Origin of the sequence: Clostridium mucosae, from assembly GCF_024622765.1 — a bacterium.
Lineage (GTDB): Bacteria > Bacillota > Clostridia > Clostridiales > Clostridiaceae > Clostridium.
In genome coordinates this window covers 237,999-262,124 of record NZ_JANKAF010000001.1, presented here as the reverse complement: position 1 = coordinate 262,124, position 24,126 = coordinate 237,999, and the positions used below count along the sequence as shown (strand labels likewise).

General features: G+C 28.1%; 24 protein-coding genes, 1 tRNA gene and 1 other annotated feature. Of the genes, 6 read left to right on the top strand and 19 right to left on the bottom strand.

What is annotated here, in order from left to right; all coding sequences use genetic code 11:
• Positions 1-54: 54 nt before the first annotated feature.
• The 9 genes from NSA50_RS01305 to ytxC form a co-directional block, all read right to left on the bottom strand.
• Positions 55-864: a DUF368 domain-containing protein gene (locus NSA50_RS01305; RefSeq protein ID WP_195264022.1), complete on the bottom strand. Its 810-nt coding sequence runs from the start codon at positions 862-864 to the stop codon at positions 55-57.
• Between the two features lie 353 nt (positions 865-1,217).
• Positions 1,218-3,596 carry a phenylalanine--tRNA ligase subunit beta gene (gene pheT / locus NSA50_RS01300; RefSeq protein WP_257442358.1) on the bottom strand — a complete coding sequence of 793 codons (2,379 nt, stop codon included), beginning with the start codon at positions 3,594-3,596 and terminating at the stop codon, positions 1,218-1,220.
• A gap of 19 nt (positions 3,597-3,615) precedes the next feature.
• Entirely contained in the window at positions 3,616-4,635 is a 1,020-nt protein-coding gene (pheS, locus tag NSA50_RS01295; protein ID WP_195264020.1) for a phenylalanine--tRNA ligase subunit alpha, read from the bottom strand.
• Between the two features lie 48 nt (positions 4,636-4,683).
• Positions 4,684-4,903 (bottom strand) — a binding site (T-box leader).
• 67 nt (positions 4,904-4,970) lie between these two features.
• Positions 4,971-5,753, bottom strand: a complete 783-nt coding sequence (locus NSA50_RS01290) for a TrmH family RNA methyltransferase (RefSeq protein ID WP_195264019.1) — start codon at positions 5,751-5,753, stop codon at positions 4,971-4,973.
• A gap of 13 nt (positions 5,754-5,766) precedes the next feature.
• Positions 5,767-6,435, bottom strand: coding sequence for a potassium channel family protein (locus tag NSA50_RS01285; RefSeq protein ID WP_195264018.1), 669 nt, complete (start codon positions 6,433-6,435; stop codon positions 5,767-5,769).
• A 13-nt stretch (positions 6,436-6,448) separates the two neighbouring features.
• Positions 6,449-7,789: a TrkH family potassium uptake protein gene (locus NSA50_RS01280; RefSeq protein ID WP_257442355.1), complete on the bottom strand. Its 1,341-nt coding sequence runs from the start codon at positions 7,787-7,789 to the stop codon at positions 6,449-6,451.
• Between the two features lie 256 nt (positions 7,790-8,045).
• Positions 8,046-8,405, bottom strand: coding sequence for a 50S ribosomal protein L20 (gene rplT, locus NSA50_RS01275; protein WP_257442353.1), 360 nt, complete (start codon positions 8,403-8,405; stop codon positions 8,046-8,048).
• A 20-nt stretch (positions 8,406-8,425) separates the two neighbouring features.
• Positions 8,426-8,623: a 50S ribosomal protein L35 gene (gene rpmI / locus NSA50_RS01270; RefSeq protein WP_008679235.1), complete on the bottom strand. Its 198-nt coding sequence runs from the start codon at positions 8,621-8,623 to the stop codon at positions 8,426-8,428.
• Between the two features lie 429 nt (positions 8,624-9,052).
• Positions 9,053-9,943, bottom strand: coding sequence for a putative sporulation protein YtxC (gene ytxC / locus NSA50_RS01265; RefSeq protein WP_195264016.1), 891 nt, complete (start codon positions 9,941-9,943; stop codon positions 9,053-9,055).
• Positions 9,944-10,079: 136 nt separating this feature from the next.
• Here ytxC and NSA50_RS01260 point away from each other — a divergent pair, with 136 nt between their 5' ends.
• Positions 10,080-10,781 carry a DUF6873 family GME fold protein gene (locus NSA50_RS01260; RefSeq protein WP_257442347.1) on the top strand — a complete coding sequence of 234 codons (702 nt, stop codon included), beginning with the start codon at positions 10,080-10,082 and terminating at the stop codon, positions 10,779-10,781.
• 212 nt (positions 10,782-10,993) lie between these two features.
• Here the strand turns inward: NSA50_RS01260 and NSA50_RS01255 are convergent, their stop codons facing one another.
• Positions 10,994-11,515, bottom strand: a complete 522-nt coding sequence (locus tag NSA50_RS01255) for a deoxynucleotide monophosphate kinase family protein (RefSeq protein ID WP_243242093.1) — start codon at positions 11,513-11,515, stop codon at positions 10,994-10,996.
• Positions 11,516-11,764: 249 nt separating this feature from the next.
• Positions 11,765-12,439, bottom strand: coding sequence for an HD domain-containing protein (locus tag NSA50_RS01250; protein WP_257442343.1), 675 nt, complete (start codon positions 12,437-12,439; stop codon positions 11,765-11,767).
• 98 nt (positions 12,440-12,537) lie between these two features.
• On the opposite strand from NSA50_RS01250, the gene NSA50_RS01245 reads away from it, so the two are divergent.
• Positions 12,538-12,612: transfer RNA gene (locus tag NSA50_RS01245), tRNA-Cys, on the top strand.
• A gap of 39 nt (positions 12,613-12,651) precedes the next feature.
• Here NSA50_RS01245 and hslO read toward each other — a convergent pair.
• The 3 genes from hslO to NSA50_RS01230 all read right to left on the bottom strand — a co-directional run bounded on the left by hslO (position 12,652) and on the right by NSA50_RS01230 (position 14,756).
• Entirely contained in the window at positions 12,652-13,533 is an 882-nt protein-coding gene (hslO, locus tag NSA50_RS01240) for an Hsp33 family molecular chaperone HslO (protein ID WP_257442341.1), read from the bottom strand.
• 13 nt (positions 13,534-13,546) lie between these two features.
• Positions 13,547-14,281 (bottom strand): class I SAM-dependent DNA methyltransferase, encoded by a 735-nt coding sequence (locus NSA50_RS01235; RefSeq protein ID WP_257442339.1) that lies wholly within the window; start codon positions 14,279-14,281, stop codon positions 13,547-13,549.
• Between the two features lie 223 nt (positions 14,282-14,504).
• Positions 14,505-14,756, bottom strand: coding sequence for a small, acid-soluble spore protein, alpha/beta type (locus tag NSA50_RS01230; RefSeq protein ID WP_195264011.1), 252 nt, complete (start codon positions 14,754-14,756; stop codon positions 14,505-14,507).
• A gap of 366 nt (positions 14,757-15,122) precedes the next feature.
• On the opposite strand from NSA50_RS01230, the gene NSA50_RS01225 reads away from it, so the two are divergent.
• The 4 genes from NSA50_RS01225 to NSA50_RS01210 all read left to right on the top strand — a co-directional run bounded on the left by NSA50_RS01225 (position 15,123) and on the right by NSA50_RS01210 (position 18,182).
• Positions 15,123-16,115: an aspartate-semialdehyde dehydrogenase gene (locus NSA50_RS01225; RefSeq protein ID WP_195264010.1), complete on the top strand. Its 993-nt coding sequence runs from the start codon at positions 15,123-15,125 to the stop codon at positions 16,113-16,115.
• Positions 16,115-16,993: a 4-hydroxy-tetrahydrodipicolinate synthase gene (gene dapA, locus NSA50_RS01220; protein ID WP_257442336.1), complete on the top strand. Its 879-nt coding sequence runs from the start codon at positions 16,115-16,117 to the stop codon at positions 16,991-16,993. The genes NSA50_RS01225 and dapA overlap by 1 nt, the downstream gene beginning before the upstream one ends.
• A 10-nt stretch (positions 16,994-17,003) precedes the next feature.
• Positions 17,004-17,759, top strand: coding sequence for a 4-hydroxy-tetrahydrodipicolinate reductase (gene dapB, locus NSA50_RS01215; protein WP_257442334.1), 756 nt, complete (start codon positions 17,004-17,006; stop codon positions 17,757-17,759).
• Between the two features lie 258 nt (positions 17,760-18,017).
• Positions 18,018-18,182 carry a hypothetical protein gene (locus NSA50_RS01210; RefSeq protein WP_257442332.1) on the top strand — a complete coding sequence of 55 codons (165 nt, stop codon included), beginning with the start codon at positions 18,018-18,020 and terminating at the stop codon, positions 18,180-18,182.
• Positions 18,183-18,219: 37 nt separating this feature from the next.
• Here the strand turns inward: NSA50_RS01210 and NSA50_RS01205 are convergent, their stop codons facing one another.
• The 5 genes from NSA50_RS01205 to NSA50_RS01185 are packed head-to-tail and all read right to left on the bottom strand — an operon-like array spanning position 18,220 to position 23,817.
• Entirely contained in the window at positions 18,220-19,866 is a 1,647-nt protein-coding gene (locus NSA50_RS01205) for a peptide ABC transporter substrate-binding protein (protein ID WP_257442330.1), read from the bottom strand.
• A 56-nt stretch (positions 19,867-19,922) separates the two neighbouring features.
• On the bottom strand, positions 19,923-20,906 hold the full coding sequence (locus NSA50_RS01200) for an ABC transporter ATP-binding protein (protein ID WP_195264005.1): 984 nt from the start codon (positions 20,904-20,906) through the stop codon (positions 19,923-19,925).
• On the bottom strand, positions 20,906-21,913 hold the full coding sequence (locus NSA50_RS01195; protein ID WP_195264004.1) for an ABC transporter ATP-binding protein: 1,008 nt from the start codon (positions 21,911-21,913) through the stop codon (positions 20,906-20,908). Before NSA50_RS01195 ends, NSA50_RS01200 begins: the two co-directional genes overlap by 1 nt.
• Positions 21,914-21,925: 12 nt before the next feature.
• Entirely contained in the window at positions 21,926-22,885 is a 960-nt protein-coding gene (locus NSA50_RS01190; RefSeq protein WP_279325032.1) for an ABC transporter permease, read from the bottom strand.
• 14 nt (positions 22,886-22,899) lie between these two features.
• Positions 22,900-23,817, bottom strand: coding sequence for an ABC transporter permease (locus tag NSA50_RS01185; protein WP_195264003.1), 918 nt, complete (start codon positions 23,815-23,817; stop codon positions 22,900-22,902).
• Positions 23,818-24,126: the final 309 nt, after the last annotated feature.

Genomic DNA, 24,126 nt, shown 5'->3' with positions numbered 1-24,126 from the left:
ATAAAAAGATATTTTAGACTTAATAATATAAAAACCTAAAATATCCTTTGTTATTTATATTTCACTTCTTCCTATAACATAAGCAATAACAAATCCTACTATTAAGGAAATAATAGATACTATCCCCATTAATCCAAATGTAAAACCTGGATAAATTACAAATACTGAACCTACTACTAACCCAAAAATTATGCAGTAAGCAGTTTGAGGATACTTATTAAATATTTTTTCTATAAGTTTAGTCATTAATAAAAATCCACCAACAACTCCTACTCCAACAATAGCCATATTTACGATATCAAAGTTTTTTACTATTTCTATTATCGGTTCATACAAACCTATTAATAATAATATAAATGAACCACTTATTCCAGGTAATATCATTGTTGCAGCTGCAATAAATCCAGCTACAAAGAATCCTATTGCATTAGGCTTAAATATTGAGCTTAAAAATGCGGCATCAGGATTTATTTTTTCTAATAACCCTAGTCCAGCAACAATTATAAACCCTATTACTAATCCTATCCAATTTCCACCACTTACTTTTGTTTCTGTTGCCTTTTTTAATAATAATGGTGCTGTACCTAATATTAATCCAATAAAGAAAAAGTTAGTTTGTTCATTATAACTTTTAAGTAAATAATCAATTAAATTAGTAAATAATAATATTCCTACTACAGCTCCAATACCAAGAGAGGCTAAAAATAACATATTTTTCTTTATATCTTTAAAGAAGTTATTAACAGAATATATTATTTTATCGTAAATCCCCATTACAACAGCCATAGTTCCACCACTTACTCCTGGAATAACATTTGATACTCCTATAACCATTCCTTTTAATACATTAATTAAATAATTCATATTTTTCTCCTTTACATAAATATAAATATGTTTTATTTTATCACAAATTTTATACTGTAAAAAATATATTATATATAAACATTTCAACTTATAATATACAAAATTCAAGTAATAATATAATGAATAGTTAAGATATATTTTTTGTTTAAATAAAATGGTTTATTTCCTTTTATGTATGTTTCCAAATAGCAACTATATATTGGATATTAATTATTTAAATAAAATTTTAGTAATTAAATGTTTATTGTATAATTATATAAAAATAATAAAGCTGTATTTTAAGAATTTTTCTTATAATACAGCTTATTAATCTTCTTATATAAATTTATTTATTATATAAATAAATTTATACATTATCTTAAAGTAGCACCTAATTTATACTCAAGACTTCTTAATATTTTATCATGAACTTTATTAACATCATTATCTGTAAGTGTCTTTTTTTCATCTCTATATGCAATTGCATAAGCTATACTCTTTTTACCTTCTGGTATTTGAGTTCCTTTGTAAATATCAAATAATTTTACTTTTTCAACTAAGTTTCCACCAGCTTTTTTAATAGTATCTTCTATTTCTTGCACTAATACTTCATTATTTACTAATAAAGCTATATCTCTTGTAACTGCTGGGAACTTTGGAAGTGGCTTATATTTCTTAGTTGTTTCAGCACTATTAAATAATAAATCTAAATCTAATTCAGCTAAATAGCAATTAACATCAACGCCATAGTTTTCTGAAACGTCAGGGTGAACTTCACCTAATACCCCTACTTTTGATTTACCAATCATTAAAGCAGCAGTTTTACCTGGGTGATAGCTAGGATTTTCAGCTTCACGAGCAAATGTTACTTTATTTAAACCTAAAGCTTCAACAATATTTTCTACAACTCCCTTTAAATCTAAATAATCGCAGTTTCCATACATACCAATTGTTAATATATTCTTTTCAGTTGGAAGAACAGTTTCATCTTCACTTGGTATATATATCTTACCAACCTCAAATAATCTAGCATATTCATTATTTCTTGAATAGTTTCTTCCTAAAGATTCCATCATTGAATGAATAGTAGTTGTTCTCATTACAGAATAATCTTCGCCAAGTGGATTTTTAATCTTTACAACATTTCTTAGCTCACTATTTTCTGGTAAATTGATTTTATCAAAAACTTTAGGTGATACAAAAGAATAGCTTATAGATTGATTTAATCCACTTCCTATCATAGTATTTATAACTTCTTCAGTTAATATTTCATTTTTATATTTAGGCTCTCTTTCAGTAGATACCTTAAATATTGTAGTTGGAATCTTATCATATCCATATATTCTTGCAACTTCTTCAGCTATATCTTCTTTAATTGCTATATCAATTCTAAATGTTGGTATATTTATAACTAAATCATCATTTACAACTTCTGTTTTTAAATCTAAAGAATCAAGATATTTTTTCATATCTTCTTTTGCTATTTCTGTTCCTAAAAATTTATTTATCCAGTTAGAATCTACTGTAATATTTCCTTCTTCTTTCTTTTGAGTATATACATCAATAGTTCCTTCCATTACTTCACCACATCCAAGCTCGCAGATTAAAGCACAAGCTCTATCTATTGCAAGACTTGCAAGATTTGGATCTATATCTTTTTCAAATCTTGATGAACTTTCAGTTCTTAAGTTAAGTTTTTTAGAGTTAACTCTTATATTAGTTCCATCAAAGTTTGCACATTCAAAAATAACTTCAGTTGTATCTTCTTTAATTTCTGAATTTAATCCACCCATTATTCCTGCTAAAGCTATAGTTTTATCTCCATCTTTTATGCATAAGAAGCTAGAATCTAAGTTTCTTTCAGTTTCATCTAAAGTAACGAAAGTTTCTCCATCTTTAGCTCTTTCTACAACTATTTTTCCACTTTGAATTTCTCTTGCATCAAAAGCATGCATTGGTTCCCCAAGTTCTAACATTACAAAATTAGTTATATCAACTATATTGTTTATAGGTCTAACCCCAGCTTCTAATAGTCTTTCTTGCATCCAACCTGGTGAAGGCATAACCTTAACATTTTTAACTCCTCTTGCCATGTATCTTCTACATAAAGAATCTTTAACTTCAACTTTTAATTTATCATTAATATTTTCAGAATTCTTTACTTCATAGTTGAAATTTGGCATTTTATAAGATGTAGAAAGAGTTGCTGCAGTTTCTCTTGCCATCCCAACTATACTTAAGCAATCTGGTCTATTTGAAGTTATTTCAAAATCTAATATAGATTTGTTAAGGCCTAAATATTTTTTAATATCCATCCCTAGCGGTGCATCTTTAGGTAAAATCATTAAACCATGAACTGGTTCATCGCCAGCTATTCCAAGTTCTTCTTCTGAACAGAACATACCATTAGACACTACCCCTCTAAGTTTACCTTTCTTAATTTCTGTTCCATCTGCTAAAATTGATTTATGAAGTGCAACTGGTACTACGTCATCTTCCTTCATATTTGTTGCAGCTGTAACAATTTGAATCTTTTCATCTGCTACAATATCAACTTGGCACACCTTTAATTTATCAGCATCTGGATGTGTAGTTATCTCAACGATTTTTCCAGTAACTACATTTTTAATTACATCCCCTTGAGTAATAACTTCTTCTACTGCTGAACCTGTTAATGTTAATCTATCTCCAAGCTCTTTTGCATCTATATTCACTTCAACATAATCTTTTAACCAATTAAATGGTACTTTCATCTTTTTTTACCTCCTCTAATTAAAATTGATTTAAAAATCTCATATCACTTTCGTATAATAGTCTGATGTCATCTATTCCATATTTAAGCATAACCATTCTATCAACGCCAAATCCGAAGGCAAATCCGCTATAAACTTCTGGGTCTATACCACAATTTCTTAATACTTGTGGATGAACCATTCCACAACCTAAAAGTTCTATCCATCCACTTCCTTTACAAACTCTACATCCTTTACCTTCACATACGAAGCAAGTTGCATCCATTTCTGCTGAAGGTTCTGTAAATGGGAAGTGGTGAGGTCTAAATTTAGTTTTAACCTTATCTCCAAACATCTTCTTTGCAAAAAGCTCTAGAGTTCCTTTTAAATCTGCAAATGTAACTCCCTTATCAATAACTAATCCTTCCATTTGATAGAATATAGGTGAGTGAGTTGCATCAACTGCATCTGATCTATATACTTTACCTGGCGCTATCATTTTTATTGGTGGAGCTTGATTTTCCATAACTCTAATTTGAACTGGTGAAGTTTGTGTTCTTAATACTAAATTATCATTTATATAAAAAGTATCTTGCTCACTTCTTGCTGGGTGATCCTTTGGAATATTTAAGGCTTCAAAATTATAATGATCTAATTCTACTTCTGGTCCTTCTTCTACTGTAAAACCCATTGATATAAAGATACTCTTCATACTTTCTAGAGTTAAATCTAATGGATGTCTCTTACCAATTAAGTTCTTTTTTCCTGGAAGAGATATATCTATAACTTCAGATGCTAATTTAGCATTTTTTTCTTTTTCCTTAATTCCTCTTGATATTTCTTCAATTCTATCTTCAACTTCTTTTTTTACTACATTTACAAGCTTTCCTACTATTGGTCTTTCTTCTTGAGATAATGATCCCATTCCTCTTAATATAGTAGTTAGCTCTCCTTTTTTACCCAAATATTTTACTCTTATTTCTTCTAATTCTGAGCTAGTGTTGACATTTGTTAATTCATTAAATGCATTTTCTTTAATAGCCATTAACTTTTCTTGCATATTTGTTCCTCCTTTTTGATTAAAATAAAAAAACTCCGTCCCCTATATAAAAGGGACGAAGTGCCGCGTTACCACCCTAATTGGTTATAAAATTTTATAACCCAACTCAAATTTAAATAACGGATAAAACCGCTAGAAACTACTGTTAATTTCACTTCTAGGACTCCTGAGGGAACTTCAATATAAATTTCTTTAAAATAGCTTCCAGTCTTAGACTATTTCTCCCTGCAAAGTCCTTTATATCTACTTTCTCATTCACAGTCTTTTTATATTTAATTTATAATTTATTATACAAATAAACTTTATTAATTTCAATAGAAAGTTTCTATTTATTTCTATATTAAATTTTGTCTTACTTTTTCAAATAAAATTATGGATGTTGCTACTGCTACATTTAAAGATTCCGCTCCACCTGGCATTGGAATTTTAACTTTTTTATTTGCAAGTTCAAAAAGTTCATTGCTTATTCCATTACCTTCATTACCTACAGCTAACATAATCTTTCCACTTAAATCTTCTTCAAAAAAGTTTTTAGATTCCTCAAGAGATGTTGTTACTAATGAAACTCCACTATATTTAAGTTCTTTAATAATACTAAAATCTTCATTATCATAAAAAATTGGAACATAAAATATAGATCCCATAGTAGATCTTATTGTTTTATCATTATAAATATCTACAGTTCCTTTTGTAAGTATTATTCCATCTACTCCAGCTGCATGACCAGTTCTTATTATAGTGCCCAAATTGCCAGGATCTTGAACCTTATCACATACCAAGAAAAACTTACCTTTTAAATCAATAGACATTTCTTTATTTTTAACAACAGCTACAATTCCTTGAGGATGCTCTGTAGAAGATATTTGTGAAAATAAATTATTTGAAAAAACATATATATTATTACCATTAATAGTTTCTTTTAAACTGCTACTATTAAATTTTTCCTCATCACCCTGAGATAAAACTATATATTCTACTTCCATATTAGCTTTCACAGCTTCTTCTATTAATCTAAATCCTTCTAAAATAAATTTACCTTCTTTTTGTCTAAATCTTCTTTCCTTAAGTTTTTTTGTAGACTTAAAAAAATTATTATCCTTACTTTCTATATAAATCAAAATTTACACCTCGTTAATTTGATTTAGCTATCATACCTTCTAATCTATTTAGATCTTCTGCTGATCCTATAGCAACAATTACGTCATTATCTTCAACTATATCTTCTGCTGATGGTGATAAATTAACATCATCACCTCTTTTAATTGCCATAACGTTTATTCCATATTTACTTCTAAGTCTTAATTCATTTAGAGTTTTGCCTGACCATTCATCTAAAGCTTGAATTTCCATAACGCTGTAATCTTCTGAAAGTTCAATATAATCTAATATATTTGCAGAAACTAAATTATGAGCAACTCTTACTCCCATATCTTTTTCTGGTAGTACAACTCTATCTGCTCCTATCTTATAAAGAACTTTTGCATGTAAATCGCTATGCCCTTTAGCTATAATATATTTAACTCCTAATTCTTTTACTAATAACGTAGCCATAATACTTGATTGAATATTATCACCTATAGTAACTACTGCTACATCAAAATTTCTTATTCCTAATGCTCTTAAAGCATTTTCGTCTGTTGCATCTAGCTGTACAGCATGTGTAACACTATCAGCTATTTCTTGTACTATATCTTCATCTCTGTCTATTGCTAATACATCATTCCCTAAAGAATATAAAGTTTTTGCTATTGAAGATCCAAATCTTCCAAGCCCTATAATTACAAATTGTTTGTTAGACAATTAAATTCATCTCCTAACCAATTAAAATTTTTCCTTCTGGATATTTATAACCAGATTTTTTACGTTTTCTTGTTAATGCAAGCATTACAGTAAGAGGACCAACTCTTCCAAAATACATCATAAGCATAATTAAAATTTTACCTATAGAACTTAGGTTAGGAGTAAGACCTAATGTTAAACCTACAGTTCCAAATGCAGATGTTGTCTCATACAACAAGTCTATAAAGCTAGAGCCAACTTCAGTATAAGATAAAATCATTGTTGCAAATATTACTAAAGATACTCCTATAAATAATAATGTAAATGACTTATATACGATTTCTTTTGTAAATCTTCGTCCAAACACTTCAGTATCTTCTCTTCCTTTTATTACACATATAACAGTTAATACTAATATACCGAAAGTTACTGTCTTCAAACCACCTGCAGTTGATCCAGGAGACCCTCCAATAAACATTAATATTATAGTTAAGAATTTACTTGCTAAAGTCATACCACTAGTTGATACACTATTAAATCCTGCAGTTCTCGGGCTAACAGATGCAAAAAATGAATTTAATAGTTTATCTTTAATATTCATATTTGCTATTGTTTCAACGTTATTATATTCAAATATAAACATTAAGATTGCTCCACCGAATACTAATATTGCCGTAGTTATTAGTACTAATTTAGAGTGAAGGGACAATTTCTTTATCCCTTTAAATTCATATATTTCTAAAAGAACTGTAAAGCCTAATCCTCCAATTATTATTAGCGCACTTATTACTAAAATCACTACGCTATTACTTGAATACCCTACAAGGCTTGTTCCAAGCAAATCAAATCCTGCATTACAAAAGACTGAAATCGAATGGAAAACACTGTAAAACATACCTCGAGCAATACCATATTCAGGCACAAATTGAGTCGATAACAATAAGGCTCCAAAAAATTGGACTGATACAGTAAAAACTAAAACATACTTAACCATTTTTACAAGACCTTGAATTGAATATGTGTTCATTGCTTCTTGCATAACAAGTCTTTCTCTTAAAGTTATTTTCTTACCTAATATCAAGGATATAAGAACTGCAAAAGACATAAATCCAAGACCACCAATTTCTATCAATGTCATAATAACACTTTGCCCAAAAACACTCCAATGTGTACTAGTATCTAATGTTATTAATCCAGTTACACATACTGCAGATGTAGATGTAAAAATAGCATCTAAAAAATTAGTTGGCTCACCTGTTCTCGATGAAATAGGTAAGGATAGTATAATTCCACCTATTAAAATTGCTATTAAGAATCCTAATGCTAATATTTGAACTCCTTTTAGCCTAAATTTTTTTTTCAAACTAAACTGCATATCTTCACCTCTTAGATATACTAACTATATATATTTAAATTAATAATCATATAATTAATATTAGTATAGTATAAATTAAATTATTTAAAGAAAATATAGTTATTATTTTTATATAAATTGTTAACATAACTTTATAAAAATCATATTAAATATTATATTTTTATAATTTATATTCTAATATTAATTATTATAAACTGTTTATATATATATTATTTATATTTATTTACAAAAAATGCGACCCTATGGTCGCAATAGATTATTTGTTTAGTTGGCTTTTTGCTACTTCTACTAAATCTGCAAATGCCTTAGGATCATTTATAGCTATTTCTGATAACATTTTTCTGTTCATATCAATTCTAGCTAACTTGATTCCATTTATAAATTTTGAATATGAAAGACCATTCATTCTTGTAGCAGCATTAATTCTTGCTATCCATAGTCTTCTGAAATCTCTCTTCTTTAATCTTCTTCCAACATAAGCATTTCTTAAAGCTCTTATTACTGATTCATTAGCAGTTTTAAATAATCTGCTCTTTCCACCATAATAACCTTTTGCAAGCTTTAACACTTTTTTATGATTTTTACGTGAATTTACTGCTCTTTTAACTCTTGCCATGTTTCAAACCTCCTACTATCTTATAAATATGGTAATAATTTCTTCATTGCTTTTTCTTGAGTAGTTGAAACATAAGCAGTTTTTCTTAAGTTTCTCTTTCTCTTAGAGCTTTTCTTTGTTAAGATATGACTCTTGAAAGCTTTTGCTCTTTTTAACTTTCCTGTACCTGTTTTTTTAAATCTTTTTGCTGCACCTCTGTGCGTTTTCATTTTTGGCATAATAAAATCCTCCTCTCAGATTATGCTATATTAAGGGGAATAAAAACTAATAATAAAAAATATCATAAATCAATTATAAAAATATTTACTTAATAATTTTCTGATCTTTATTGACCCCTTAACTGTAAGTAGTAATTTTAAATTAACTCTATTATATCGAATTATTTAGAATCACTTTTAAATTGCATTTTATGCATCTCTAATAATGCTAAATATTAAACCTCTTTTTTATCTTGTAACTTACTATATTTAGACAAAATAAAAAAGACAGCAATATGCCGTCCTCATAATACTCACGCTTTAATTTAAATAATAAATTAAAATAAGAATATACTACCTTACTAAGCTCTGCCGTAAGGTGAGAAACGGCTTTGTTTCTTCTTAACACTTGTAATTATATTATCTGTCAAAAAACTTGTCAACATAATTTTAAAATTTAACTTGTTTTTCTATACATAAAGAACACCCAGTGCAATAGCTTACCTTATCTTCAAATACATTTTCTATAGTATCTATAAATTCTTTATTTAAGCAATTTTTCTTTCCATGTATTATTACTTTTTTAGGAGCATTAGTTATTAATCCACTTATTATTATATCTTCCATCTTCGCATCTGTATCTATTCTACACTCCACTAATTCTTTCATAAATTCATTAAATATATCCTCTTTATTTTTATCTTTTATTGAGTAATTGCCAATTTCATCGATTAATATATTTACTTCATCTATTTTACTTTCTTGAATATCTACAAAATATTTTAGTAATTTAACAAATTCCCTATATTCTTTTTCTACCATGTAGCTTTCAATAACCTTATCTATTATGTTTTCTATATCTTCCCTTAACTCTTTCATTCTAAATCTGATAAATCCATTTATATTTATTTCAGAATTTTCTTCTAAACAATTTTTAATTTTTTCTATAATACTATTCATTTTATTCATACAATAAATCAAGTTATCAAACTTTAATGATTCTTCACCTAATAATACTTTCATAATTTCCTCTTCAACTTCTATTACTTCCTCTTGTTTAAGAAAGAAATAATTTTCAGTTAAAAAATCAAAAATTTCTTTATCTTTATATTCCTCTATAACAATTTTGTATAACACATTACTTATATATAAATTTATGATATCTTTTATTCTTTTATTATAACTATCATCATCACATAATATTTTAACTATATGATTATCAAGTTCCACACTTTCTACTATCCCAATCTTTATGTCTTTTTTCTTTAGAATAGTCCTTAATTCCTGAATTTCACTTACAAAGTCTAGATCGTCGTTATAAACAAGCTTTAGTACAAGCATGGATTCCACTCCCTTCCTAGTAATAGTATGTATAAATTTTAAAACTATATTCAAAAAATATTTCTTAGCAATCGACAAAGATACATATCTAATCTATAATTAATTTATATTTATTATTAATTTTAGGAGCCTATCTATGATTTGTTTTGTTGATTATAGAATCACTGAATTAGAAAAAAAAATACTTAAATCTCTTGATTTATCAATATTAGAAATACCAAAGTGTAATAATTTGTACAAAGCTATTGATGGTCATGTGGACATACAATTGAATATATTAGATAAAAAGTCGAAAAAAGTAATAATTCATAAAGATATATCAAAAGATTTCAAGGAAAAACTTGATTTTTTTAATATAAATTATATAGAAAGTTCAAGTTCTTTAAAAAATGCTTACCCTGATAATATCTTTTTAAATGCATTGATATTAGAAGATCATTTTGTACATAATTTAAAATATACTGACAAAAATTTATTTTCAACTCAATCCAGTAAAAATTTGATTAATGTTAAACAAGGATATACTAAATGCTCTTGCTTACCTGTAAGTGATAAAGCTTTTATAACAAGCGATATAGGAATATATAATGCATTAAAAAATCATGGTTTTGACATTTTGCTATTACCTCCAGGCGATATAATATTAGAGGGTTTAGATTATGGCTTTATTGGTGGTGTAGGTGGCCTCATTAATAAAAATTTAATGGCTTTCTATGGTAGTTTAGATTTATATATTTATGGTGATAAAGTAAAATCATTTTTAAAAAAGTATGGAGTAAGCCCTATTTATTTGATGAATGAAAAACTCCATGATAGAGGAAGCCTACTTGTTTTATAGCCTTTTATATAATACGTTTCATATATATAAATGTTTCTAGTATTGATTTAACAATTTAATTTATAATTCTTTATTTATTGTAAAGTTTTGAATATGATAAAAATAAGATAAGAAAGTTATAGAAAAATATATAAGATTTTTTAATTTTTATAGCTATATAATTAGAAAATTATATAGCTATAAAGTGAACTAAGAAATTATATAATATACTTTTACTGCAATACATCTTTTATTATTAAATCTATTGAATCAATTTCTTTATTTGTATAAGAATTAATCTTATAATCATAAGAATAATCCTTAAGAGCTACTTCTGTATTATGATTACTTTGTTCCTTTGTTAAAGTACTATTATAATCCATCCTAGTAATATGTATTGATATAGTTTTTCCTATTGATTTTAAACATTCTATTTCTTTAGGAAATCTTGCATCTGGTATAATTGCTACATCAAAATCATTTTTAACTAAATTAAGTATTTTTAATAGTTCATTTATTAAAAACATTTCATCACTTTCTCTCATTCTATCACCTAATTTTTGAAGCAGATCTCTTCCATACTCATCCTTTAAACCGTTCCAATTGTATACTTGTGTTGCAATCATTTTTAAGTAATCAGCATAATGAATTATAAATACTCTTCTTCCTTCTTTCTCAAGTATATTTTTTAATTTATTAGCAAGAGTATCTTTTCCATGTCCTGCCCCTCCCGATATTGATATGTACTTCATCATAAGTATCCTCCTTAAAGTAATAAAGTTTTTAATTTTTTTGTCATTTTTTAACTAAGTACATAATTATTTTGTATTACAACAATATTTATTTTAAATATTATATAAAATTCATTTTTCTAATTATAGTAATGCTAAAATGATAATTATTCAAGCATTACTATAATTAGCACTTTGAATCTAAAATATTATAAATAAAATTTGCTTATACAAGATTGTATTAGCTAAATATATTATATTTAAAATCGGTCTCTAACTTAATATAATTTTCTCTATTTCACTAATGTTTTTTCTTAAATCTTGATATTTTTTATTGCTTTCTTTTTCAAGTATATCTAGTATAGTAATAACCTCTTTTATACTTTTCCTATTTTCATGTATTTCCTGATTACCTCTACCTAATTTATCACAAATAAAAAGTAAAATTATATCATTAAAATTTTTACTATCCAATAATTTAGTAATATTTGAGAAAGGTAAATTTTTCAATATATAAATGTGATGCATATGAAATCTTACAATTTCCCTTATATCTTCTACGAATCTAATCTCTTCATACATTTCTAGAAGTTCATATGCCATTTTTGCTCCTTCTATATCGTGCTCATAAGATCTATATCTTCCTTTAATAAATTTAGTTGTAGGTATTTTACCAATATCATGCAACAATGCAGCCCACATGAATTTTCTACTATCACTAGAAAACCCTTTTATCTTAGCCGCCACATCTATTACCATTTTAGTATGGTTCCAAACATTTCCTTCAGGATGAAACTTTTTTTCTTGAGGGATATCCTTAAGCTTAGATATTATACTAAAGTCACTATTTTTAAATTCTTCACTTTTCATTAGTTTATCTATTTCTATAGATGGTTTATCGCTTTCAATTAATATTTTATTTATTTCATCAAATATTTCCACTTGCATACTTTCACCTCCTAGTTTATTATTTGTACTAATTAATTTTTTTATTTTAATTTGGTATCAAAATAAATGTTATTACATAAGATATAATTATAAAGCTCGGCGCTATAGCCAAGTGGTAAGGCAGAGGTCTGCAAAACCTTTATTCCCCAGTTCAAATCTGGGTGGCGCCTCCAAATTAAAAAGGCTTAGATTAATCTAAGCCTTTAGTTTTTCTATTTTCTTGCCTTATCTAATAATTCACCAATTTCTTTATTTGAAAAATTATATGCAGTATTACAGAAATTACATTTAATTTCCTCTTCTTTTCCATCATCATATATTTCTTGAAGCTCTTTTTCTCCAATAGATATTAAAGCTGCTTCAACTCTTTCTCTTGAACAATTGCAAGTATATTCAGGTGTCGCATCTTCTAAAATTTTTAAATCCATACCTTCAAAAATATATTCTAATACCTTATCTATACTTCCATGTTCTTGTAACATTTGAGTTATTGAAGGAATTTCTTCTAATCTATATGTTATTAAATCTGATAACAAATCATCGGCATTTGGCATCATTTGAATTATAAATCCGCCTGCAACCTTTATTGAATAATCTCTATCTACTAAAATCCCTAAAGCTACTACAGATGGTGTTTGTTCTGAAACTGTAAAGTAATATGCTAAATCTTCACCAATTTCTCCTGTATATATAGGAACTTGACCTACATAAGGATCTCTCATTCCTAAATCTTTAATAACTGTAAATTCACCATTTACACCTACATATCCACCTACATCTAATTTTCCTTTTGCATTTAAAGGAAGATTTCCATATGGATTCCCAATAAATCCTTTAACCTTTCCTCCTTCATATGCTGTTACAGTAATTCCTTTAGCTTCTCCACCACCATTTATTTTTAAAGTCATTACTTCCTTTTCTGATTTTAATGTAGTCCCCATTAGAGCTCCTGCAGTAAGCATTCTACCAAGTGCAGCTGCTGCTACTGGTGTACATTCATGTATTTTACTTCCTGTATTAACTAAGTCGGTAGTTTCTCCAGCAATAATTCTTACCATTCCATCTTTTGCTGTTGCTCTTATAATCTTATCCATTTATATTCCTCCATTATTTTTTAACTACGTACATTATTCTTTCTGTTTGATTTTCTACTTTTTTATTTGAATATCCATCAAATTTACCTATTATTTTTAAATTTAATTCTTTAAGCTTATTTTCTATAAAATCTTCTTTGTATGCTCTTTCTAAATGCTCTTCTTCGAATCTTTTGTACAATTCACCTTTTTTAACAAAAAAAGTTAAAAACATACTCAAAAGATCATCTTCAAAGGTATTTTCCCAAGTATAAAATACCTCATCTTCACTATATGTATATATATTATTACCTAATATTTCTGAAAGCTTATAATATGAATTTATATCAAATATAAAGATACCATTATCATTTAAATGCTCTTTTACTCTTGTTAAGTAATCAACAAATTTAGATTCTTCTATTATATAATTAGATGAATCCAAAACTGATGTTATTAAATCAAATTTTCTATTTAGACTTAGTTCACTCATATCTTGACAAATTAACTTACATTTAATTTTTTCTTTTTTCAATTTATCAAAAGCTTCTCTAAGCATGTCATCCGATAAATCTACAGCAAAAGATTCTTTGAAATTTCTAGCTAACTTCACTGTAACATTTCCAGTTCCACATGCTATGTCTAAATAATTATTGAAGTCTATATTTTCTTCTTTACAAATTTCAATAATCTTAAAGCACATTTCTTCATAATTTATATCTTCATTTATTAGCTCATCATATATTTTAGCAAACTCTCCATATGTCAAAAAAATTTCCCTCCCCCTTTTTATAGAGTTTTCTAAAACTATATTAAATGTAAAATTTCCTTTAGTCAATCTATACAAAAAAATAAAAATTTTTATGTACTTTTTATTATATACTTTTTCTCTATATAAAATTTGATTTTAAGTTGAAACATATAAATAAAAGTAACATTTATTTTATTCTTTATTTTTCACGTTGTTATTTGCATATAGTTTAGAATTATTTTTATTTTCTGCCTAGTATTTCATCATTTGTAGGTATCTTTAACATTCTCTTTCTTTTTGTCATTATACCTCCTATACGGCCTGTTTCCTCTGCTGTTAAACCTCCCCATCCATATTGATCTACTTTATCCTTTAAACCTAATTCATCAGCTATTTCATACTTTATTTTTTCTCTTAAAACTTCTGCTTCTGATAATTCTTTATTTGATTTTATTTTTGATTTTATTATTTTTTTTAATGGTGTTTTACTCATTTTAATACCCCCTATAAATATAATATTTATATTTTTTCCAAAAGTTTTTCTAATATACTATTAAAATTAATTATTCACTATACACTTCAAAATTCTATATATTATAATAAAGTATTGAATTTATAGAAATATTTAACTATAGTATTAGTAAGTATATTTTTATAAAAGTACTATAAACATTAACATTTAGATAGTTATAAATAACTATTTACATCTTAGTAACTTATATAAAAATAGAACAATATATGTTTTCAATTTTGATATGTTATTAAAAACAAATGTATCAATCATTTATATACTATTAATTCGAATTATGTATATTATTGGAACATATATATCTAGATTAGTAAAAAGGGGGACAAACTTATGTACAATGTTGCAATAGTTGGGGCTACTGGTAATGTAGGTAGAAAGTTTTTAGAAATTTTAGAAGAAAGGAACTTTCCAATAAAAAATCTATATCTTTTTGCTTCCAAAAGATCAGAAGGCACTAAACTAAGATTTAAAGAAAACGAGATAATAGTAGAAGAAACTTTGGAGGAAAATATTAAAAATAAAAAAATAGATTTTGCTTTATTTTCAGCAGGTGGAGATGTAAGTTTAAAATTTTCACCAATTTTTGCATCTTATGGTGCTATCGTAATTGATAATTCTAGTGCATTTAGAATGGATAAAAATGTTCCATTAGTTGTTCCTGAAGTTAATCCTGAAGATATAACTTGGCACAACGGTATTATAGCAAATCCTAATTGTTCTACTATACAAGCTATGGTACCTTTAAAAGTTCTATTGGATAATTACGGTATTAAAAGAATTGTATATTCTACATACCAAGCAGTTTCAGGCGCTGGTATGCAAGGTATAGCTGACTTAGAAGATGGAATTAAAGGTATTGCACCTAAAAAATTCCCTTATCCAATATCAGGAAATTGCTTACCTCATATAGACGTTTTCCTAGATAATGGCTATACGAAGGAAGAAATAAAAATGATTGAGGAAACAAAAAAAATACTTCATAATAGTAATTTAAAAATTACAGCTACAGCTGTCAGAGTACCTGTTCTTAATAGCCATAGTGAAAGTATAAATGTTGAACTAGAAAAGTCTTATGAGTTAAATGATGTAATTAAACTGTTTAACAGCACTAAAGGGCTTACTGTTTATGATAATATAAACGAACTCAAATATCCAACTGCTTTAATGGTATCTGGAAAAGATGATGTTTTCATTGGTCGTATAAGAAGAGATTTTAGTATAGATAACGGATTAAATCTATGGGTAGTTGCTGATAATATTAGGAAAGGAGCTGCTTTAAATGCAGTTCAAATAGCTGAATTATTAATAAGGAGTGATATATAATGTCAATTTTTAAAGGTTCTGCTATTGCTATAATTACGCCATTTAAAGATTCAGGTGTAAACTTTGACAAACTTAAAGAATTAATAGAATGGCATATAGAAGAAGGAACAGATGCTATTGTAATTTGTGGTACAACTGGCGAAGCTAGTACAATGAGTAATGAAGAGAGAAAAAAGGCTATAAAATTCACAGTTGATGTAGTAAATAAAAGAATACCTGTAATAGCCGGAACAGGTACTAATAACACTAGTGCCTCTGTTGAAATGAGTGAGTATGCTCAAAGTGTAGGCGTAGATGCACTTTTAGTTATAACACCTTATTACAATAAAACAAACAATAAAGGACTTCTTAAACATTTTGAAGCGATAAATAATGCTGTAGATACCCCTATAATATTATATAATGTTCCAAGTAGAACTGGAGTAAATATTACCCCTATTCAACTATTAGAATTATCTAAACTTAAAAATGTTGTTGCCATAAAAGAAGCTAGTGGCAATATAAGTCAAGTTGCTCAAATGAAGGCTTTATGCAAAGATAGTATAGATATATACTCTGGCAATGATGACCAAGCAGTTCCTATTATGGCTCTTGGCGGTTTAGGAGTTATTTCTGTCTTAGCCAATATAATGCCTAAAGAAGTTCATGATATGGCTACAACATTTTTGTCTGGTAACACTAAAAAAGCTCTACAAATTCAATTAGATACTTTAGATATAGCAAATAAATTATTTATAGAAACTAATCCAATCCCTGTAAAAACAGCATTAAATTTAATGGGAAAAGATGTTGGTACATTTAGATTGCCATTATGCGATATGGATGATAAAAATCTAGAGATACTAAAACATTCTTTAAAAGAATATAATTTAATTTAAGGAGTCTATTATGATAAAAATTTTACTAAATGGTTGTTGTGGAAAAATGGGGAAAGTAATTATAGAAGCAGCTAAAAACTTTCCTAATATAGATATAGTGGCAGGAATTGATAAATATCCAAATAATCAATTAAGTTTTAAGATATATACTAGTACTAATGATGTTGATATAGATTACGATGTGTTATTGGACTTTTCTAGACCAGAAGCACTTGCTGATATTTTAAAATTATCATTGAAAAATAATAAACCTGCTATATTATGTTCTACAGGATATACAGATGAAGAATTACTACTTATTTCAGAAAAAAGTAAAGTTATACCTTTATTTAGATCAGCCAACATGTCATTAGGAGTGAATTTATTAAATTCATTGCTAAGGAAAGTCGCTCCTATACTATATGAAAATTATGATATTGAAATAATAGAAAAACATCATAATCAAAAGGTAGATTCACCAAGTGGAACTGCCCTTCTACTTGCAGATACAATAAGTAATTCTATTCAAATAAACTCAAATTATGTATATGGCAGAAGTGGAAAAAGTAAAAGAGAAAAAAATGAAATTGGAATTCATGCAATTAGAGGTGGTTCAATAGTTGGAGATCATGACGTTATATTTGCAGGTTCTGGAGAAATAATCGAATTATCTCATAAGGCAATGTCAAGGGAAGTTTTTGCAGTTGGTGCATTAAAAGCATGTGAGTTTATGAGTAATGTTAATACTCCTAAACTATATAATATGGATGATATATTAGGAATTTAAATAAAAGTATACAGGGGCTGTTTCATAATTAAAATGTAAAAGTTAGAATGTAGAATTAATGTGAAAACTATTGAAAGTAATTTTTAAATAATATAAATTTAAGTATTTTAGTATGAAATACTACTTTAATTTTAAATTTAAAACTTTACATTGTATTACTTTATGCGACAGCCCCTTTTAACTTAAGAATCTTTTTCCAGTTTAAAAATTTATTATAGTGAAAAACTATAATATCAATAATTATAAGGATGTTATATTATGCCTAAAGATAGTCAACCCGATAATAAAAAAGCTAGAATGGAAAAATGTAATTATCAAACTCCTTTAACTGAAGAAGGACATAATCATAATCCTAATGCAAAACATAAATCTATCAAACAAGAAGGAGTTTCAAGTCAACATTTTAATAGAGCAGGTAATTAAAAAAAGAAGAGTCATATGACTCTTCTTTTTATTAAAATTATTCTTCGCCTTCGATGTATGCTTTATCAAAGAATACGTGTCCTAAAGTTGAAACTCTAACGCCCTTAACTTCTGGCTTAAATCCTTTTACTTTAGTATAGTAATATAATGGGATGATAGGCATATCTTCCATAATAATATCTTCTGCTTGTCTCATTAATTCCCATCTCTTATCTTGATCAGCTTCTACCTTAGCTTGTGCAACTATCTTATCATATTCTGGGTTTGAATATCCAGCATCGTTATTTCCTCCGCCAGTTACCCATAAATCTAAGAATGTCATTGGATCAACATAATCTCCAGACCAACCATGTCTAGCAATTTGGTATTGTCCTTGTTGTCTTGAATTTAAGAATACTTTCCATTCTTGGTTAGCTAACTCAACTTTTACACCAATCTTAGCCCAGTCTTGTTGAACCGCTTGAGCTATTAAACTGTGGTCTCCTTCAGTGTTATACATAAATTCTAATGTTGGAAGACCTTCTCCATTTGGGTATCCTGCTTCTGCTAATAACTTCTTAGCTTCTTCGATATTAGCTACATTTGCATCATAGTACTCTTTGTTTGCAAATTCTTCGCCCTTTTCATTTAAAATTCCTTTTGGAACAAAGCTATATGCTGGGACTTGTTCTGCTTTAGTAACATTTTCAACAATACCTTTTCTATCAATTGCAATACTTAATGCCTTTCTAACTTTTGCATTACTTAATGCTTTTTTAGCATCTTCTGATAATGTATCTTGTTTACCAACATTTAATACTAACATGTATGTTGCAAGATTTGGATAAATTGTAACTAAACCTTCATTTTTACCATTTTGAATTTCTGCTGGTGGAACTGTATCAACCATATCGAAATCTCCAGCTTTTAATGAAGCATATGCAGTATTTTGATCAGTAACTAGCTTAAATACTACTCCTGGAAGCTTTATCTCATCTTTATTCCAATAATTTTCATTCTTTTCAAATACTAATTGATCTTTCATATCCCATTGTACTAGTTTGAAAGGTCCATTTGATACGTAAGTTTCTGGTTCAGTAGCCCATCCTTCTGGATTAGCAGAAACGATATCTTCTCTTAATGGGAAGTATGTTGTAAATGCAGTAAGTTCTGCAAAGTATGCTGTAGGTGCTTCTAAAGTAACTTTTAATGTATGATCATCTACAACTTCAATACCTACATCTTCTCTAGTAGCTTTTCCTTCATAGAAATTTTCTGCATTCTTTATATAGAATAATTGATAAGCATATTCTGATGCTGTTTCCTTAGTTAGAGCTCTAATCCATGAATATTCAAAATCTTTAGCTGTAACTGGCTCTCCATCTGACCACTTAGCATCTTCTCTTAAAGTAAATGTGTACACTAATTGATCATCAGATACTTCCATCTTTTCAGCTGCGCCTGGCTTAGCCTTTTCATTTTCATCAAGTCTCATTAATCCCTCAAAAGCATTTTCAATAACTGATCCTGCTCCTGATGAAGTATTTAATGTAGGATCGATTGTTTCTGGATCTTCTCCTAAATTATAAATCAACTTTCTTCCACCATCTGCTGAATCACTATTTCCACAACCTGCAAAAACAGACATTCCAAGCGTAAGTGTTAGTGCAACTGCACAAATTTTTCTAAGCTTATTGCTTTTCATTGTTTTTCCCCCTTAATATATGAAATTTATACTAATTGCTTATATGCAATAGATATCTACTCATTGAACAAATGACATGCTACAAAGTGACCTGGTTCAACTTCCTTAAGTTCTGGATCAACTTCACCACAAATTGGTTTAGCATATTTACATCTTCCTTTAAATCTACATCCTGGTTCTGGATCTATTGGTGATGGAATATCACCTTCTAGAACTATTCTTTTATTACTTTTAGCTACCTTAGGATCAGCAATTGGTACTGCTGAAAGTAATGCTTGTGTATAAGGATGTTTAGGTTTTAAATAAACATCATCAGCAGGACCCTTTTCAACCATTTGTCCTAAATACATAACTCCAATATGTGTTGATATATGCTTAACCATTGATAAGTCATGTGCTATAAATAAATATGTTAATCCAAATTCTTCTTGAAGTTCTTCTAACATATTTATAACTTGAGCTTGAATTGATACGTCAAGTGCTGATATAGGCTCATCACATACTATAAAATCTGGTTGTACTGCAAGTGCTCTTGCAATCCCTATTCTTTGTCTTTGCCCACCTGAAAATTCATGAGCATATCTATTTATATGGCTTCCATTTAATCCAACTCTATCTAAAAGATATCTTATTCTATTAGTTCTATCTTCACCTTTATATAATCCATGAATATCTATAGCTTCTCCTATGATATCACCTACAGTCATTCTTGGATTTAATGAAGCATATGGATCTTGGAATATCATTTGCATATTCTTTCTTAAAGAAACCATTTTCTTTTCATTAAAATTAGTTATATCTTCACCATTAAATATTATTTGCCCAGAAGTTGGCTCATACAGCTTCAATATAGTTCTTCCAGTTGTAGTTTTACCACAACCTGATTCACCAACTAGTCCTAATGTTTCTCCTCTTTTTATACTAAAAGAAACATTATCAACAGCTTTAACAAAGCTCTTTTTAGCAAACATTCCTTTATTTACAGGGAAGTATTTACAAAGGTTTTTAACCTCTAAAATAACATCATTTTTCTTTTCCATTATTCTTCCCTCCTTATTGGTGATTCAACCTTTGGTGCATTTTCATGGCATAACCAACATGCTGCTCTATGTCCTTCTGATATTTCAAATAACGGTGGTTGCTTTTCTATACAAACTTTCATTGTATATTTGCATCTTGCCGCAAATGGACATCCTACTGGTGGTTTTAAAAGATCCGGTGGTTGTCCTTCTATTGGAGTTAATTTTTCCTTAATCTCACTCTTTGGATTAGGAACACTATTTAATAATCCCCAAGTATATGGATGTTTTGCATTATAGAATATATCTTCATCTGATCCTTCTTCTACTACTATTCCACCATACATAACATTTATTCTTGTACAAAGGTCCGCAACTACCCCTAGATCGTGTGTAATTAATATAATTGAACTATTAACTTTTTCTTTTAAATCTTTCATTAAATCTAATATTTGTGCTTGAATTGTTACGTCTAAAGCCGTTGTTGGTTCATCAGCTATTATAAGTTTAGGTTCACAAATAAGACTCATAGCTATCATAACTCTTTGTCTCATACCACCTGAGAATTCATGTGGATATTGTTTAAGTCTCTTTTCAGGACTTGGAATTCCTACCATATCAAGCATCTTTATTGCTAAATCAATTGCTTCTTTTTTAGAAACTTTTTTATGTTTAATTAAATGCTCAGTTAATTGTTCTCCTACTGTAAATAATGGATTTAATGAAGTCATAGGATCTTGGAAGATCATTGCCATTTCATTTCCTCTTATTTTTTGCATTTCTTTTTCTGTAGGATTAGTTATGTCTTGACCATTAAACATAATGTTATCTGATTCAATAATTGCATTATCAGCTAATAATCTCATTAAAGACATCATAGTTACTGATTTACCGCAACCTGATTCACCAACTATTCCTAATGCTTCTCCTTTATCTAAGTGCAATGATACTCCTCTTACCGCTTGTACATCACCTATATGTGTTCTAAAGGAGGTCTTTAAATTTTTAACTTCTAATAATCTACTCATCTGTAATTCCTCCTATCTCTTATTCTTTGGATCTAAAGCTTCTGTTAATCCGTCACCAAACAAGTTAAATGCTAAAATAATTATACAAATTGCTCCTGCTGGGAATAATAATTGATATGCTGCAGTACTCAATAGTCCACTAGCATCATTTGCTAAAGTACCTAAAGATGCAAGTGGTGCATTTATACCTAGTCCTATAAAGCTTAAAAACGCTTCTGTAAAGATTGCTTGTGGTACGAATAACGTTAATGTTACTAATATAGATCCTAAACAGTTAGGAATTAAGTGTCTAAATAAAATTCTTGTTTTTGAAGCTCCAAGTGCTTTTGCTGCAAGAACAAATTCTTGTTGTTTTAATGAAAGGATATCTCCTCTTACTATTCTTGCCATACCAACCCAATAAGAAATTGCCATAGCTAATATAATAGTAGTTAATCCTGTTGATCCTTCCTTTTTAAATGTAGCCATTAAAATTATTACATATATTTGTGTAGGAATAGAATATAATACATCTACTATTCTCATCATTATATTATCTATTTTCCCACCGAAGAAACCTGCTACCCCTCCGTATAATACACCTATAACTAAGTTTATAGCTGCTGCGGAAATTGCAATTATAAGAGAGTATCTAGATCCATACATAACTCTTACAAATAAGTCTCTACCTAGGTTATCTGTCCCAAACCAGTGCTGTGCACTTGGTCTTAAATCGGTTGCACTTAAATTTGTATCATAATAAGTATATCCCATTACTTTTTCCATTATCACTGGTCCTAAAAATGCAAACAACACTACAAGCACAATAATAATTAATGAAAATAATGCCACTTTGTTACATTTTAGTCTTCTCCAAGCATCTGCCCAATATCCAACACTCGGTCTAACTATTTGTTCAAAATTCTTTTCCTCTTCACTTAAAGGAGTAAATAATTCTTTATCTATGTTTATATCCATTTTTAAATCTTCCATGTCTTTACCCCCTCTTATCCTTCAAGCTTAATTCTTGGATCTATTAATACATATAAAATATCCACTAATAAGTTACATATTACTATTAATGTACAATAGAATGCAGTAACTCCTAGTAATGAAGTATAATCTCTATTAGTTATAGATAATGTAAACTCATTTCCAAGTCCAGGTATTGCAAATATTTTTTCAACTACAAATGATCCTGTTAATACTCCTGCTACTAATGGTCCTAAATATGTAACAACAGGTATTAATGAATTTCTTAATGCATGTTTAAATATAATTGTTTTTCCACTTAGCCCTTTAGCCTTTGCAGTTCTTATATAATCTGACTTTAATACTTCTATTAATTTACTTCTTGTTAATCTTGTTATAAATGCCATTGAGCTTCCTGAAAGAGCTATAACTGGCATAATATAATTGCTTGGTTTACTTAATCCAGTCGCCGGTAATAATTTAAATGTGACTGTAAATATATAAATTAAAAATGTTCCCATAACAAAACTTGGTATTGTTATTCCTAAAGTAGCTAGTACCATACAAACTCTATCTGGCCACTTGTCCGCTTTTAAAGCAGCTACTATTCCAAGTAAAACTCCAACTACAACAGAAAATGCTATTGATGCCATACCAACTTTCGCTGAGTTTGGAAAACTCTTCTTTATCGTTGTTAAAACTTCTCTTCCTTTATACTTCATTGATTTACCGAAGTCACCTTTTAAAAGATTCTTCATATAAATTGTATATTGTTCTCCAACAGGTTTGTCCAACCCATATTTTTCGTTAAGTTGGGCTTTCATATCCGGTGTTATTTTTTCTCCATCAAATGGACCACCTGGCATCATTCTTACTAGAAAGAATACTATAGTTACAACTGCCCAAACAGTAACTATACTAGTTAAAAGCCTCTTTCCTATATACTTTACCATTTGTTTTCAACCCCCATTCATGATTCTACGCACATTCCATTTTGTAGATATTAATAATTATATTATATTATTAAAATTTGTCAATTAACATTTTAAATTTCTATCCACTATTTTAATAATATATCAATAATATCGGAGTTTTTTTTATAATTCATAAAAGAATATCCACATTTCTAGTAAACGCTTACAATTGCTTTTTTTCTAGTTTTCTGCAAGTATAATTATTAATCTTTCATTTTTCTAATTATTATTAATCTATTATTTTTTTAATATATTATATTTATTCTTTCTTTTTATTTTGCGGACATT